Source organism: Algiphilus sp. (genome assembly GCF_965216485.1).
Lineage (GTDB): Bacteria > Pseudomonadota > Gammaproteobacteria > Nevskiales > Nevskiaceae > Algiphilus.
The window spans coordinates 2698120-2713072 of the sequence record NZ_OZ244162.1 but is presented as its reverse complement, the minus strand read 5'-3'; the positions used below and the strand labels follow the sequence as shown (position 1 = coordinate 2713072).

General features: G+C 64.1%; 10 protein-coding genes. 4 read left to right on the top strand and 6 right to left on the bottom strand.

The window, feature by feature from the left end; genetic code table 11:
- Positions 1-23 precede the first annotated feature (23 nt).
- Complete coding sequence (locus ACOOFO_RS12570) at positions 24-290, top strand: DUF4212 domain-containing protein (RefSeq protein WP_420427102.1); 267 nt, start codon at positions 24-26, stop codon at positions 288-290.
- A 6-nt stretch (positions 291-296) separates the two neighbouring features.
- Positions 297-2072: a sodium:solute symporter family protein gene (locus ACOOFO_RS12565; RefSeq protein ID WP_420427101.1), complete on the top strand. Its 1776-nt coding sequence runs from the start codon at positions 297-299 to the stop codon at positions 2070-2072.
- A 175-nt stretch (positions 2073-2247) separates the two neighbouring features.
- On the opposite strand, the gene ACOOFO_RS12560 is transcribed toward ACOOFO_RS12565, so the two are convergent.
- The 4 genes from ACOOFO_RS12560 to ACOOFO_RS12545 all read right to left on the bottom strand — a co-directional run bounded on the left by ACOOFO_RS12560 (position 2248) and on the right by ACOOFO_RS12545 (position 7163).
- The gene (locus tag ACOOFO_RS12560; RefSeq protein WP_420427100.1) at positions 2248-3354 is read right to left on the bottom strand and encodes a DUF294 nucleotidyltransferase-like domain-containing protein; all 1107 of its coding nucleotides are present in this window, start codon (positions 3352-3354) and stop codon (positions 2248-2250) included.
- Positions 3335-5446 (bottom strand): exonuclease domain-containing protein, encoded by a 2112-nt coding sequence (locus ACOOFO_RS12555; protein ID WP_420427099.1) that lies wholly within the window; start codon positions 5444-5446, stop codon positions 3335-3337. Before ACOOFO_RS12555 ends, ACOOFO_RS12560 begins: the two co-directional genes overlap by 20 nt.
- Positions 5443-5838 carry a response regulator gene (locus ACOOFO_RS12550; RefSeq protein ID WP_420427098.1) on the bottom strand — a complete coding sequence of 132 codons (396 nt, stop codon included), beginning with the start codon at positions 5836-5838 and terminating at the stop codon, positions 5443-5445. Before ACOOFO_RS12550 ends, ACOOFO_RS12555 begins: the two co-directional genes overlap by 4 nt.
- Positions 5839-5963: 125 nt before the next feature.
- Positions 5964-7163 carry a DcaP family trimeric outer membrane transporter gene (locus ACOOFO_RS12545; protein WP_420427097.1) on the bottom strand — a complete coding sequence of 400 codons (1200 nt, stop codon included), beginning with the start codon at positions 7161-7163 and terminating at the stop codon, positions 5964-5966.
- Between the two features lie 243 nt (positions 7164-7406).
- On the opposite strand from ACOOFO_RS12545, the gene acs reads away from it, so the two are divergent.
- Entirely contained in the window at positions 7407-9356 is a 1950-nt protein-coding gene (gene acs / locus ACOOFO_RS12540; RefSeq protein WP_420427096.1) for an acetate--CoA ligase, read from the top strand.
- Positions 9356-10027, top strand: a complete 672-nt coding sequence (locus tag ACOOFO_RS12535; protein ID WP_420427095.1) for a response regulator — start codon at positions 9356-9358, stop codon at positions 10025-10027. Before acs ends, ACOOFO_RS12535 begins: the two co-directional genes overlap by 1 nt.
- Here the strand turns inward: ACOOFO_RS12535 and ACOOFO_RS12530 are convergent.
- Both ACOOFO_RS12530 and ACOOFO_RS12525 read right to left on the bottom strand, forming a co-directional pair.
- Positions 9960-13433, bottom strand: coding sequence for a NahK/ErcS family hybrid sensor histidine kinase/response regulator (locus ACOOFO_RS12530; RefSeq protein ID WP_420427094.1), 3474 nt, complete (start codon positions 13431-13433; stop codon positions 9960-9962). The two genes, ACOOFO_RS12535 and ACOOFO_RS12530, sit on opposite strands and share 68 nt — an antisense overlap.
- A 252-nt stretch (positions 13434-13685) precedes the next feature.
- Positions 13686-14939, bottom strand: coding sequence for an FAD-dependent oxidoreductase (locus ACOOFO_RS12525; RefSeq protein WP_420427093.1), 1254 nt, complete (start codon positions 14937-14939; stop codon positions 13686-13688).
- Positions 14940-14953: the final 14 nt, after the last annotated feature.

Below are 14953 nucleotides of genomic sequence, written 5' to 3'. Positions count from 1 at the left end.
GCGGGTCATAAGAGGAGACAATCATGTCGCAAGAACGCAAGGACGCCGCGGTCGCCTACTGGAAGGCGAATCTACGGCTGCTCGTATCACTGCTCGTCGTCTGGTTTGTCGTGTCCTTCGGGTTCGGCATTCTGCTGGTCGAGCCGCTGAACGCGATCCCGCTCGGGGGATACAAGCTGGGCTTCTGGTTCGCTCAGCAAGGTTCCATCTTCACCTTCATCGTGCTGATCTTCGTCTACACCGCACGCATGAATCAGCTTGATCGCAAGTTCGACGTGCACGAGGAGTAAGCGACGATGGATACCCAAACCTGGATTTATCTCTTCGTGGGCGGCACCTTTGCGCTCTATATCGGCATTGCGATATGGGCGCGTGCGGGTTCCACCGGCGAGTACTACGTCGCGAGTCAGGGTGTGCACCCGGTGCTGAACGGCATGGCCACTGCAGCCGACTGGATGAGCGCCGCCTCCTTCATCTCCATGGCGGGCCTGATCGCCTTCCTTGGCTACAGCGGCTCCGTCTACCTGATGGGCTGGACCGGTGGCTACGTGTTGATGGCCCTCCTGCTGGCGCCGTATCTGCGCAAGTTCGGCAAGTTCACCGTGCCGGAGTTCATCGGGGACCGCTTCTATTCGCAGACCGCACGTCTGGTGGCGGTCATCTGTCTGCTCATCATGTCGCTGACCTATGTGATCGGGCAGATGCGCGGTGCGGGCATTGCCTTCTCGCGCTTCCTGGAAGTCGATATCTCGACGGGCCTGTTCATCGGCATGGCGGTGGTCTTCACCTATGCCGTGGTGGGTGGCATGAAGGGCATCACCTATACCCAGATTGCGCAGTACTGCGTGATGATCTTTGCCTATACCGTGCCGGCGATTTTCATCTCGTTGCAGGTGACCGGTGTGGCCCTGCCGCAGATTGGCCTGGGCGCCACGGTGGCGGACGGTACCTGGTTGCTTGAAAAGGTGGATGGACTGGTCACGGATCTCGGCTTCTCGGCCTACACCGAACCAGGGGGCATGAGCATGCTCAACATGTTCCTGCTGACCATGGCGTTGATGATCGGTACCGCCGGCCTCCCGCACGTCATCATCCGCTTCTTCACCGTTCCCAAGGTACGTGACGCGCGCAAGTCCGCAGGCTGGGCGCTGGTGTTCATCGCCATTCTTTACACGACGGCTCCGGCTGTGGGTGCGATGGCCATGTACAACCTGCTCAATACCGTGCAGCCGGGCGAAGTCGGTACCGAGCAGGGCAACCTGCTGGCCGAAGAGCGGCCGGAATGGATGCGTACCTGGGAAGAGACAGGGCTACTGGTCTATGAGGACAAGAACAACGATGGCCGCATCCAGTACTACAACGACAAGAACCCGGAATTCCAGCCAGTCGCGGAAAGCTACGGTTGGGAGGGCAATGAGTTGAAGGTCGACCGTGACATCATGGTGCTCGCCAATCCGGAGATTGCGAAACTGCCTGGCTGGGTCATCGCACTTGTAGCGGCAGGTGGCCTTGCAGCCGCATTGTCAACGGCGGCGGGTTTGTTGCTGGCCATCTCCTCGGCCGTGTCGCACGACCTGCTGAAGAGCATGATTGCCAAGGACATCAGCGACAAGAATGAACTCCTTGCCGGGCGCATCAGTATGGCGGTTGCGATCCTGTTGGCTGGATATCTGGGACTCAATCCACCAGGCTTTGCGGCAGAGGTCGTGGCACTGGCCTTCGGTATTGCCGCCTCCTCGCTGTTCCCGGTGCTCATGCTCGGCATCTTCAGCCAGCGCATGAACAAGGAAGGCGCCATTGCCGGTATGTTGGCCGGTCTGGTCACAACTCTGGTCTACATCTTCCTGTACAAGGGCTGGTTCTTCTTCAGCGGAACCGCGATGCTGCCGGACAACGCCGACGGGTGGATCTTCGGGATCCAGCCGCAGAGCTTCGGCGCAGTGGGAGCCGTCATCAACTTCGCGGTGGCCTTCACCGTGTCACGCATGACCGCACCGCCGCCTGCGCACATTCAGGAGCTGGTCGAGAATGTCCGCATCCCGCGTGGCGCTGTGGGGGCAGTGGCCCACTAGAGCGATCTGCAAGCTTGAGGTTGTATGGGGCCCGCCATCTGGTGGGCCCTTTTTTGTGGGGGCGCGCCGAGGACATCGCGGGGCCAGGCACTGTGAATCACGGCCTCGGCGATCGCTGGCCAGCAGTGATCGGAGACACTCGGAGCAGTGATGGAGGCGGTGCGCCTCGAGTGGGTCAGGGCGTCAGCTGGTAGCTGATCGAAAGATGGCGCTGGGTTTCTCGTGCCTCGATCAGTGCGGCGCGCATCACGGCACGATCAAAGTGGGTGAGCTGGTGGGTATCGATGGTGTTGTCCATCGGAATGCCCTTCTTGGCACAGGCCATCTGGCGCTGCAGCCGGTAGGTCTGTAGTGCAGCCAGCGCGCGTGTCCAGGACTCCGCCTGGCGCTTCTCCGAAGGGGTTCGCGCCCAGTGCAGCAGACGGTCGCTGCTGTTGGTGGCACGCAGACCGCGCGAAAGCGCGAGAATGCGGGCGGCGTCGGAAAAGGGCGACACCCCGCGCAACTTGATGTCGATGGTGCGCCGTTTGGGGAACGGACGGCTCAACGGTGACAGTACGCCGAACAGGCCCAGTGGCGGTCGCGTGCGCATGGCGTTTTCGCTCATCTGACGCAGGAACAGCGGCCGGTCTGCGATGTATGCCGACAGCCACTCGCGCAGTGATTCGACCAGCGACAGGTCTCCATAGAGACCGCGGAAGTCGAAGAAGATCGCGCCGTGCAGCAGGGCTTCCGGATCACCCGTGTCGACCCACTGCGCGAAGCGGCTTTGCCAGGCCTTATCGGACAGACACCAACGCGGATTGCCCGCCATGATGTCGCCCGGACAGAGGCGAAAGCCGGCGCGCGCCAATGCCTGATTGACTGCGCGCGCGAAGGGCAACAGGCGCGCATGCGCTTCCTCGGCATGTGCGTCATGGAAGATGATGGCGTTGTCCTGGTCGGTATGGATGGTCTGCTCCAGTCGTCCCTCGCTGCCGAGCGCCATCCAGCACCAGCGCAGGTGCTGCACCTTGTGCTCTACCGCAATAAGGCTCAGCAGGCGACGCGTCACAAGATCGTTCAGTTCAGCGACGATCCGAGTGAGATGCACCGCCGACATGCCTTCGTCAAAGAGTTGAATCGCCAGAGAACGTACATCCGCGGCGCGCTGCGTCACCACGCTGACCGCCGGGGCTTCGAGCAGGGCATTGGCCAGATTGCGCACGCGATCGCTGGGTCCGCGGTAGATGCGGATGGCTTCGCTGGGCTGGGCGTGTCGGTCAGTATCGGAGACGTGCATACCAGGTCTTCTTGGAGGCATCCAGGGCGTCACCCAAGGTCTCGATGCCTTTGGCTTCGAGCATGGGAATGAGCCGGACGAAGATTTCCGCAGTGACAATGGCGTCGCCGAGTGCAGTATGGCGACCCACAACGGACACCCCGGTGCGCGCGGCAATGGCCTCCAGTTGGTGGCCTTCGCCCTCGGGATAGAGCAGCGCGGACAGCAGGAGAGTGTCGAGGACGGGGTGATCGAACTGGAGCCCCATCGGACCGCCCTGCCGCTCCAGAAAGCGCAGATCGAAGGCGGCATTGTGCGCCAGTAGGACGGTGTCCTCGCAGAAGCGTGCGAACTGCGGCAGGACGGCCTCTGCGCGCGGCGCCTCGGCCAGCATGGCCGGGCTGAAGCCGTGCACGCGGCGTGATTCGATGCCGATGGGTTGGCGGCTGTGGACCAGCGATTCGAAGACCTCCCGGCTCAGGATGCGGCCCTGTACCACGCGGATGGCGCCGATGGCGATGATCTCGTCACCGTTGTCGGGCGCAAGGCCAGTGGTTTCGGTATCGAAAGCGGTGTAGATCAGCTCGCGCAATGGGCGCTCGTGCTCCGCCGCCGCGCCACCGGTGGGGTAGAGGTCAAAATCCATGAACTCCGGGCGCGGCGGTCGTTCAATGGCCTGCGCAACCTCACTGCGAGCGCTGGCCTCGGTGCGCGGCGGTACCGGTGCGCTGGCAAGAAGCCAGCGCGCGCCGGCTTCTTCAAGCGGCCAGCTTTCGCCCTCGTGGCGCCGGGCGACCTGGCGCAGGGTATAGGGCAGGGCGCCATCCCCGCTCTGCACGCGTTCCTCCTCCCATGTGGCCCAGGTATCGGCCGGTATGGGCATTCCCTGCCATTGCAGGTCCAGCGCCACGTAGTCCGTATCGAAGCGCGAAAGACGAATGCGGAAAAGCTGTGCATTCAGTTGCTGGCGTGCGTGGGCGGCAACGAAGCGCAGGCCAGCGGAGAGCACATAACTTTCCGCACGAATCCATTCCACTTCCGGGTCGATCTCGACGGCTACCGTTGCTTCCGCAATCGGTTCCAGCCGTCGGCGTAGCGCGTCGCAAAGCGTGTCCGGTGGGACTTCTTCCAGCGGCCAACGCCGACGCCGTTCTTCCTTCTGGAGTTGGCGGAGTGTGCTCAGGTCCTCTCCGAGTCGCAGCGTTTCGGCTTCGGCTAACCGCTCCAAGTCCGCGCGGTCTTCGGCGGCCATATCGGGATGCTCGCGTGCCAGCGCCAGAGCGGCGCGCGCGTGCGTGGCGCGCAGCATGGCATCGTTGGCAGTATGACTGGCGGCCTCTTGGGGCCGGCGCTCTTCCTGTTCCGGGAACTCCGCAGGCGTCATGCTCAGAAAGAAGCCCCGCAAACTGCCCTCGGCCAGCGGCGTGAAGCGGGCGTGCAGGAAGCGTCCATCGCGGGTGCTGATGGTGGTGCGCACCTCCGCGCTCTCGCCGCGTGCCTGGCGCTCGGAAAGGCGTTCAAGGCAGTGCAGGATGACGCTGCGGCGGAACAGGGTAAATACGGTACGACCCAATCCCACATAGCCGTATTGATCCCGTGACAGCATGTCGTGCGCCACCGGGTTGTAGAGAAGGATGCGGCCATCCTCGCCGCAGACAAGGACAGCATCGCGCAACTGCGCCAATAGCGCAGCGAGCAGATCGCGTTCGCGCGCCAGCGCGTCGGTGGCTTCCTGGATGCTGGTTTCCACTGTGCCGAGGCGGTGCTGGAAGTATTCGGCAAGGGCGTTGATGCTGCGCACGATCTCCTGCGGCGCCTCATCAGTGAGGCGCAGCGAGGGGTTGGTCTCGCGCAGAAGTTCGAGGGCATGGGTGAGCCGCGGCACCATGCCGACATGTCGGAGCAGCAGGCGATGCGTGCCGACGCCGATCAGCGCCACCGCGCCCAGCCCCAGCAGTGGAATCAGGGCAAAGCGTGCATCCGCGAGCAGCATGGCGCGCGTGGCGGGCTGCAGGGCAAACCATGAGGCAAGACCCGTTGCCATCGCCACCGCTACGCACAGCACACTGACAAACAGGGCGCCACGGGTCGCGGGAGCCGGCAGCCGCATCATGTCTCTGCCAGGATGCGCATGAGTTGCTGGCGCAGCGCCATCGGGTCGAACGGCTTCTGAAGGACGGCCTGGGCACCCATTGCAAGAGCCTTGGCTTCACTGGCTGCGGTCGAGCGCAGGCTCAACACGACTTGATGCATGGGCTTGCGGCTGGCTGCCGCCATGCCCGAGAGATTGCGGCAGAGGGCGAAGCCGCGGGCGCCGAGGGCATCGAGATCGATCAGTACCAGCACCGGGTGCGTGGCGGCCACCTGCGCCTGGGCGGCGATGACATTGTCGGCGCAGCTCACGCCGAGCCCCATGCCATGCACGATGAAGCGCAGGCACTGCAGCAGCGCGGGCTCAGAGGTAACGATGAGTGCGGAGCGTCTGGCCGGCGGTGCAGCGTTCATGGCGATGCCCGGGAGGCGTCATGTCGTGGTCCATGATCGGCAGTATGAAACGCGGAAACCCGCGAAGCGAGTGCTTCGCGGGTCCGGTCCCGATGGGCGGCATTGCCGCTTGGCATGACCTGCGCCTAGAAGGCGTACTTTGCGGAGAACTGCAGGCGCGTCTGATCGCCGTCCGCACCGTTTTCGAGCTCGCGTTGGTGGAACATCAGCTCACCGCCGATGGTGAAGGCGGCAACCGGCGAATAGAGCAGGTTGACCTGTGCGCTGGAAATGGTCTCAGTGACGGCTTCGCCGGAGAACTGTGTCTCGTTGTCCGCAGCGAAGTACCCCACGGCCAGATTCGAGCGCCAGCGCTGGCTCCAGAAATGGCGGTAGGAGATATAGCCGCCCATGGCCTGGATGGTTTCCAGCTCGCCGCTGTTATCAAGCACGGCGCCGCGGGCGGCATTCAATCCGAGATAGCGGCCAATGCCGTCGCCGAAGTTGAACTGGAAGCGGATGTCGTCCATGCCGAATTTCTGGCGGCCGGAGAGGCTGATGCCGTAGCCCATGACGGTGTCATCGCCGGTATCCGCCGAGTCGCCGGCGTCGATCTGGCGCACCAGGGCGGCCAGGGTCAGCAGCGTGCGTTCCGACGCCACCAGCTGTACCTTCGCGGTGAGGTCGGGGAGTTCGGATTGGTCGACGAAACCGCCGGCCTGTCCGGTATTGACGTTGCCCTGAATGGTGGCATCGGGGTTCTCAAGCGCCACCTGGAAGCGACCGCGGGTATAGCGCACCATGGGCTGTCGGATGAAGGTCATACCCTGGGCCGGACCGATGAAATCCAGCAGGTCGGGGTAGGCCGCCAGTTCCATGAAGGTGGACCAGGTCTGCCCCAGAAGCAGCTCGCCGCCGCTGGGCATGCCCCAGCTGACGAAAGCATGGCGCAGTCGCGCGTTGGAGCCATTCACCAGGCGTTCCTCGTTGGCCAGATCGCCGTCGAAGGCAGCATCGAGGAAGTCCAGCTCAACGAAGCTGGTAAAGCGGTGGCGCTCGGTGTTGGTAACGGTCTTGAAGTTGAAGCGCGATTCCCGCGCTGACAGATCCAGTGCGCCTTCGCTGTCACCGTCGCCTACCGGAACGATGGAGGGAATGGTGAACTGGCGGCCTCGGTTGGACGGTACCGGGCCCACGGAGTAGTTGGTGTAGAGGGCATCCAGCTTGATATAGCCCCCGAACGTGAATTCGGTGTCGCCGAATTGAGCGGATAAGGCGCTGGCGCCCCCGGATGCGGCCATTCCGGAGGCGGCCAATGCCGCAGTGGCAAGGCGCTTGAGTGTCATGATGGTCTCCTTCGTTATCGTCAGATCGGTGCGCAGCATCAAGGCAGAACGCAACCCGATGCTGAGCCCGCCCCCCCGGAGCGTCCATTAGCCATTGGTCGAAGCCAATGTTTCCGGGCAGTTAGCCCATACCTGTCGAGTTGTGCTGCGGCGCGACGAAAGTCGGATGGCCTGTCGGCAACGCAGCTTGTATAAATGAGGCGTTTTGCACAATTCATCACAGAAGCAGAGGAGACCTTGACCATGACGGAACACGTCCATCCCGTGAAACCGGCTTGGCGCGATGGCGCGAAGATCGACGCGGCGACCTACGAAACCATGTATGCCCACTCCGTAAAGGATCCGGAATCCTTCTGGGCCGAGCACGGCAAGCGGGTCGAGTGGATCAAGCCCTACACCAAGGTCAAGGACGTCAGCTATGACGCCTCCGATCTGCACATCCGCTGGTTCTATGACGGCACGCTAAACGTCGCCTACAACTGCCTGGATCGCCACCTGGAAAAGCGCGGCGATCAGACCGCCATCATCTGGGAAGGCGACGATCCCAGCGAGGACGCCCGCATCAGCTACCGCGACCTGCACGAGCGGGTCTGCCGCCTAGGCAGCGCGCTGCGCGACATGGGCGTGGCCAAGGGCGATGTGGTCACCCTCTACATGCCGATGATCCCCGAGGCAGCGGTGGCCATGCTGGCCTGCGCGCGCATCGGCGCAGTGCATTCCATTGTCTTCGGCGGATTCTCCCCTGAAGCCTTGGCCGGGCGCATCGAGGACTGCGGTTCGAAGTGGGTGATCACTTCGGACGAAGGGCTGCGCGGTGGCAAGAGCGTGCCGCTGAAGAACAACGTCGACAAGGCACTGGGCCAGCTCAGCGGCGCCAGCGTGCAGAAGGTCGTGGTGGTCAAGCGCACCGGTGGGAGCATCGCCTGGGACGACAATCGCGACCTCTGGTACGAGGACATCACGGCCAACGCATCCACCGATTGCCCGCCCGAGGAAATGAATGCGGAGGATCCGCTGTTCATCCTCTATACCTCCGGCTCCACCGGCAAGCCCAAGGGTGTGCTGCATACCACCGGCGGCTACATCGTCTACGCCAGCATGACGCATGAATACGTCTTCGATTATCGCGAAGGCGAGGTCTACTGGTGTACTGCGGATGTCGGCTGGGTCACCGGACACAGCTACATCGTCTACGGTCCGCTCGCTAACGGCGCCACCACGCTGATGTTCGAAGGTGTGCCCACCTATCCCAGCGTCAGCCGCTGCTGGGAAATCTGCGACAAGCATCAGGTCAATATCTTCTACACCGCTCCGACTGCGATCCGCTCGCTCATGCGCGACGGTGAGGAGCCGGTGAAGAAGTGCAAGCGCGACAGTCTGCGCGTGCTCGGTTCGGTCGGTGAACCGATCAACCCGGAGGCCTGGGAGTGGTACTACCGCGTCGTCGGCGAGGAGCGCTGTCCGATTGTCGACACCTGGTGGCAGACCGAGACCGGCGGCATCCTGATTGCACCGCTGCCCGGCGCCACTGATCTCAAGGCGGGATCAGCGACGCGCCCGTTCTTCGGGGTGCAGCCTGCGCTGGTGGACAACGACGGCAATCTGCTGGAAGGCGCCACCGATGGCAACCTCGTGATACTGGACTCCTGGCCGGGTCAGATGCGCACGGTCTACGGCGACCATGAGCGCTTTGTCACCACCTACTTCACCACCTATCCCGGTCGCTACTTCACCGGCGATGGTGCGCGTCGGGATGAAGATGGCTACTACTGGATCACGGGCCGCGTCGATGACGTTCTGAATATTTCGGGCCACCGCATGGGAACGGCCGAAGTGGAATCAGCACTGGTCGCGCATCCCAAGGTGGCGGAAGCCGCAGTGGTCGGCTATCCGCACGATCTCAAGGGTCAGGGCATCTATGCCTACGTGTTGCTGATTGCCGGCGCCGAGCCTTCGGCGGAGCTCGAAAAGGAGCTGGTCAAGCAGGTGCGCAGCGAGATCGGGCCTATTGCCTCGCCGGATGTGTTGCACTTCACGCCGGGACTGCCGAAGACCCGCTCGGGCAAGATCATGCGCCGCATCCTGCGCAAGATCGCCGAAGGCGAATACGGCGCGTTGGGCGATACCTCCACGCTGGCGGACCCCGGGGTGGTTGATACACTCGTCGAGGAATCCAAAGCGCGTACGGCCTGATGAGTGAAAGCGGCGGCGTCCTGATCATCGCGGATGATCACCCACTGTTTCGCGCAGCCATGCGCGAGACAGTGGGCCGGATGCTGCCGGATGCACAGGTCGTGGAAGCCCACGACATGGCGGGGCTGGAGTCGGCGACAGAAGCGCATCCCGAGGCCGACCTCGTCCTGCTCGATTTGCACATGCCCGGGGCGCTCGGCTTCTCTTCCCTGGTCTATCTGCGCAGCCACCATCCGAGCATTCCGGTGGTGGTGGTATCCGCCCTGGAATCGGTCGAGGTGATTCAGCGCGCCATGGATTTCGGTGCCTCCGGCTTCATTCCGAAGTCCGCCAGTCTTGACACCATTGCCGAGGCGATCACCGCGGTGCGCGATGGCAGTCTGTGGTTCCCCGAGCAAGTCTCGGACAGCGGTGAAGATGCCGAGCTGGCCGAGCGTCTATCCAGCCTGACGCCGCAGCAATTTCGCGTCCTGATGATGGTTGCCGACGGGCTGCTCAACAAGCAGATCGCCTACGAATTGGAGGTCTCGGAAGCCACGGTCAAGGCGCACGTCACCGCCATCCTGCGCAAGCTGGGGCTGTACCGACGCACGCAGGCGGCGGTCATTGCTGAGCGGCTGCAGGTCCATCAGCCGCGCGTGGACGGGAGCGCCTCGGCAGCACCCGGCTGAGCAGGGCGCGCAGCGCCGCTGGCTTGACGGGTTTGGCCAGGAAATGCAGCTGGGCTTCACTGGCCGCACTGCGCGCCTCCATTGAACGGTCGGCAGTAACCAGTACGGTGGGTGGAGCGCTGTCCCAGCGCGCGCACAGCTGGCGATAGGCATCGATGCCGGTGCCTTCGTCGAGGTGGTAGTCGAGGATGAGCGCATCCGGTGGGCTTGGCGCCACACCCAGTGCTTCGTCGGCGTCGTGGGCGGTGATCACTTCGCATCCCCATCGTTCCAGCAGAGCACGCGTTGCCGCCAGTGTGTCGGCGTCATTGTCGACGCAGAGCAGGCGGGCGCCTTCGAGGCCGGTGCTGCTCCCTTGGCTGACGACGGGTGGCTGCGGGTGCGTTGCATGCATCTGCACGCTCCGCTGCACCTTCAAGCGGAACACCGAGCCCCGTCCCGGATGAGAGTCCAGCCCGAGTTCATGGCCGAGCAGGGTCGCCATGCGCTCACTGATGGCCAGGCCCAGCCCCAGGCCGCGTTCGCCATCGGCTTGCCGCGGATTGAGGCGCTTGAATTCCTCGAAGATCTCCTTGCGCTTGTCCTCGGGTATACCGGGGCCAGTGTCGTAGACCTCGATCAGGACGTGATCATGCCGACAGCGGCACCCGAGCAGCACGCCACCCCGCTGGGTATAGCGCAGCGCATTGGTGAGCAGATTGCGAATGATGCGGCGGAGCAATACCTCGTCGGTCAGTACGGTGGCATCGCAGGCGTGGAGCCGCATGCGCAGTCCGCGCTCCTGCGCGATGGCTGAGGACTCCGCAGCCAACTCTTCCAGCAGCGGGCGAATGGCAACCGAGCGCCAATTCACCCGTTGGGCACCGGCGTCCAGGCGCGAGATGTCGGACAGGCCCTCCAGCATCTGCTCGATGGATGCCAAGGAGCGGCTGATGTTGTGTGCGGCGGAGCGGACCGTTGGATCGCTGGCCTGCTCGATGGTGTGATTGAACAGGCGTGCCGCATTTAACGGTTGTGCCATGTCATGGGTGGTGGCCGCCAGAAAGCGGGTCTTGGATTGGTTGGCACGCTCGGCGTCGGCGCGGGCACGGCGTGCTTCCGCCTCCGCCGCAGCGCGCGCCCGGTTTTCGCTGCGCAGCGCGTGATTGGTATCGACCAGTGCGCGGGTGCGTTCTGCCACCCGCTCCTCCAGCTCTTCATTGACCTGCTGCAGCATCGCCTCGGCGCGCTTGTAGGCGGTGACATCCGAGAAAGTGGTCACAAAGCCCCCGCCGGGCATCGGATTGCCGGTGATTTCCAGCACGCGTCCGCTCGGCATGGTGCGTTCGTGGCGGTAGGGCGTACCGCGCCGCAAGTGGGTCAGGCGGCGCTGGACCAACGTGTCGGGATCGCCTTTGCCCATCAAGCCAAGCTCGGCGTTATGGCGCACCAGCTGCTCCACCGGCGTGCCTTCGCAGAGCAGCTGATCCGGAAAGCGGAAGAGCTGGGTATAGGCGTCATTCCACGCGATCAGTCGCAATTCACCGTCGATGACGCTGACGCCCTGATCCATATGGTCGAGCGTGGCGTGCAGAAGGTCGCGATTGAAGCGCACTGCCCTCGAGGTCTGCTCGATGATGTCGATGACCTCACCCGTTCCCGGTGTGCGCAGGCGCTCGATCAGGACGCGGGCCGAGGAGGCACCAAGGGCGCTTGCAAGGCAGCTCTCGCAGAACCGGATGAAGCTGGCATCCGCGGCGCCCCGCATGCGCCATGGAGACTGGGTGTCATTGCCGTACTCCACCAGTAACGCGCGGGTGCGTTCGGTGCCGAAGAAGCGTTCCAGAAGGACGACCAGATCGCTCACGCTGATGCCGCCGGCTGGGCGCGGTGCATCCTCCTCGGGAACGTGGAAGCCCATCAGTCGAGCCGTGTGCACCTGTTCCGTGAGCGAAGGCGCGGACAGCAGCGAGCCGAGGACATGCAGCGAGATATGGGCGGCAAAGCTCAGCATCGTGCCGCGCATCAGGATCTCTTCGGCGCTGAGCATGGGCACGACATCGGGGTAGAGCGAGGGCAGGAGGGTGGTTGCAGCCCACATGCCCGTTCCGCCGATCAAGCCGGCCACGGCACCGCGCCGATTGCTGCGCGACCAGAGAATGCCGGCAATCACCGGTGGGGCCAGATGCGCGATCGCGCTGAAGCTGAGCAGGCCGATCATGGCAAGCGGCAGATGCGTGAGCATCAGCCGATCGATCAGCCAGGCGGCGAGCAACAGTCCGACGATGGCCAGACGCCGCACGCGCAACAGCAGCGCGCCCAGGTCCTGCTCGGCCCGCTGATAACCCTTCCCGCGTAACAGGCCGGGCAGAATGATCTCGTTGCTGAGCATGGTCGACAATGCCACGCAGGAGACGATGACCATGCCGGTGGCCGCCGAGAATCCGCCGAGGAAGGCAAGCAAGGTGATCGTAGGGCTACCCAGGGCCTGCGGCAGTGCCAGCACGTACTGGTCCGCGTGGGCGGCCCCCACAAAGCGCTCCCCGGCAGCGGCCAGCGGCAAGACGAACGCGGCAAAGATCAGCAGGTAGAGCGGAAACAGCCAGCGGGCCCGGCCCAACTCGCGGCCCCCATTGTGTTCCACCACCATCAGGTGAAACTGGCGGGGCAGTACGATGACGGCGGCACCAGCCAAGGCAGTCTGCAGCCAGAACGCGGGGGTACTGATGGCGCCAAGCTCCAGGTTCGGCATTGCCGCCACGGCCTGGATGCCGGGCGCGAAGCCGCCCAGCGACCACAGTGCGAACAGTCCGACGGCAATGAAGGCGATGAGCTTCAGCACCGACTCGGTGGCTACCGCGGTCACCAGCCCGTGATGGCTCTCGGTGCTCGCAACATGCCGGGTGCCGAACAGCATGGTGAAGCCGGCGAGCAGGACGGTGATGATCGTGACGCTGTGCAGCCCCTCCGCCATGGCGCCGCCCTCGGGCGTCAGCACGTCGAAACCCAGGGAGATGGCGCGCAACTGCAAGGCCAGATAGGGCAGGCCGGCGAGCAGGGCGATCACGGTGACACCCGCCGCCAGCATCGGATCATTGCCGTAGCGCGCGCCCACGAAGTCGGCGACCGAGGTCAGCTGGGCCGACTTGCAGACCTGAATGAGCTTGCGCAACAGCGGCGCGCAGAAGAGGAAGACCAGCGCCGGCCCGAGATAGATGGGCAGATAACCAAGGCCATCGGCACTGGCACGGCCCACCGCGCCGTAGAAGGTCCAGGCCGTGCAGTAGACGGCGAGGGCGAGGCCGTAGACCCAGGGCCGTGGTCGTGGGCTGCGATGGCGCTCACGGCGGTCGGCGACCCACGCGATCACGAACAGGCTCCCTACATAGAGGGTCGCGACCGTCAGCAGCTGCCAGGAGGTAAACACGCGCTCGGACTCGTCTCCTTATCGAGGGCAGCCGATGCGCTGTCGCCGCCCTGGTGGCACCGAGTCTAGCGCGTGCTTTCTGCCAGCGTGCAAAAAAATCCCCGCGCGGAGGCGGGGATAGCCGGTCTGCACAAGCGGTACAGGGTCCGGAGTCTGGAGAGACACATGACGGGCAAGGCGCCAGTCTGCAGATAGGACGCCGCTGTCAGGAATTGGTTCCGTGCGCCATGAAATTCGCGCTGCATGCCCCCTTTATGGGCGGATCGCTGCGGGTGGTGCCTCCGGGAAGCTGCGCGTACGGTGCCAGTCCGGGCCCAGCTTGCCCGTGAGCATGCGCCAGTACAGCCATGGGAGGAAAGTCTGCTTGATCCACCAGTAGAAGCGTCGCGGCTTGCGGGGGTCGGCCGGAAAACTGGGCATGATCTTCCCGTCGTAACCGAACTCCGCCAGCATCACGCGCTCGTGCGAAGTGGTGAGCGGGCAGGAGGCGTAGCCGTCGTAGTGCATCCGGTCGGTACGGTCCTCCACGGCGGCAAGAATGTTGTGCGCGGCGATGGGCGCCTGGCCGCGGACGGCGGCTGCGGTCTTGCTGTTGGGCGTGTTGCTGCAGTCGCCGAGGGCAAAGATGTGGGGGTAGCGCGTGTGCTGCAGCGTCTCGCGATCAACCTCGACCCATCCGGCGCCGTCCACCAGCGGGCCGTCGCGCAGAAAGTCGGGGGCGGACTGTGGCGGTACGACATGCAGCATGTCGAAGGATTCCTCGACCTCGCGTGCACCCTGCGCATCCTGGATACGGAAGGTGGCTTTCTGTGCCGCTCCGTCGACCTTGATCAGCTCATGGCCGAACATCGGCGTGATACCGTAGTCCGCCACCACCTCGTCGAGCGCCTTGGCGTAAAAGGGGATGCCGAACATCGAAGGGCCCGGCGGCGCGAAGCGGATATCGGCCTGGATTCCCTGCTTGCGGAGGTGATCGGCGGTGAGGTACATGGCCTTCTGCGGGGCACCGGCGCATTTGATCGGCATCTGCGGCTGGGTGAACAACGCGCGCTGTCCATTGCGCAGGGCCTGGGCGCATTTCCAGGTGTAGGGGGCAAGGTCAAAGCGGTAGTTGCTGGTGACCCCGTTGGCGCCCAGGCTCTCGACCAGCCCCTCGATCTGCCCCCAGTTGATCTGGATGCCCGCTGCCACCACCAGCCAGCCATAGTGCACCGTGCGCCCGTCTTCGAGGGTGACCACGCGCTGCTCCGGGTCGATGGCAGCGACGCGCTGCTGAATCCAATGCACCCCCGGCGGGATGAAATCCTTCATGGGGCGCCGGGTCTTGGCCACGTCATAGGCGCCACCGCCGACCAAGGTCCATGCCGGCTGGTAGAAATGGTGGTCGCTCGGCTCGATGAGGGCAATATCGAGATCCGGTCGCGCCTTCCTGAGCAGGGATGCCACCGTCATGCCGGCGGCCCCTCCGCCGATGATGGTGACGACATGTTGGAAGGTGGCGGTCATCGCGAACTCCTGGT

Bases quoted from the DNA above. Each gene is read 5' to 3' on its own strand.
- ACOOFO_RS12570 (WP_420427102.1), top strand. From the start codon at position 24: ATGTCGCAAGAACGCAAGGACGCCGCGGTCGCCTACTGGAAGGCGAAT.
- ACOOFO_RS12565 (WP_420427101.1), top strand. From the start codon at position 297: ATGGATACCCAAACCTGGATTTATCTCTTCGTGGGCGGCACCTTTGCG.
- ACOOFO_RS12560 (WP_420427100.1), bottom strand. From the start codon at position 3,354: ATGCACGTCTCCGATACTGACCGACACGCCCAGCCCAGCGAAGCCATC.
- ACOOFO_RS12555 (WP_420427099.1), bottom strand. From the start codon at position 5,446: ATGATGCGGCTGCCGGCTCCCGCGACCCGTGGCGCCCTGTTTGTCAGT.
- ACOOFO_RS12550 (WP_420427098.1), bottom strand. From the start codon at position 5,838: ATGAACGCTGCACCGCCGGCCAGACGCTCCGCACTCATCGTTACCTCT.
- ACOOFO_RS12545 (WP_420427097.1), bottom strand. From the start codon at position 7,163: ATGACACTCAAGCGCCTTGCCACTGCGGCATTGGCCGCCTCCGGAATG.
- acs (WP_420427096.1), top strand. From the start codon at position 7,407: ATGACGGAACACGTCCATCCCGTGAAACCGGCTTGGCGCGATGGCGCG.
- ACOOFO_RS12535 (WP_420427095.1), top strand. From the start codon at position 9,356: ATGAGTGAAAGCGGCGGCGTCCTGATCATCGCGGATGATCACCCACTG.
- ACOOFO_RS12525 (WP_420427093.1), bottom strand. From the start codon at position 14,939: ATGACCGCCACCTTCCAACATGTCGTCACCATCATCGGCGGAGGGGCC.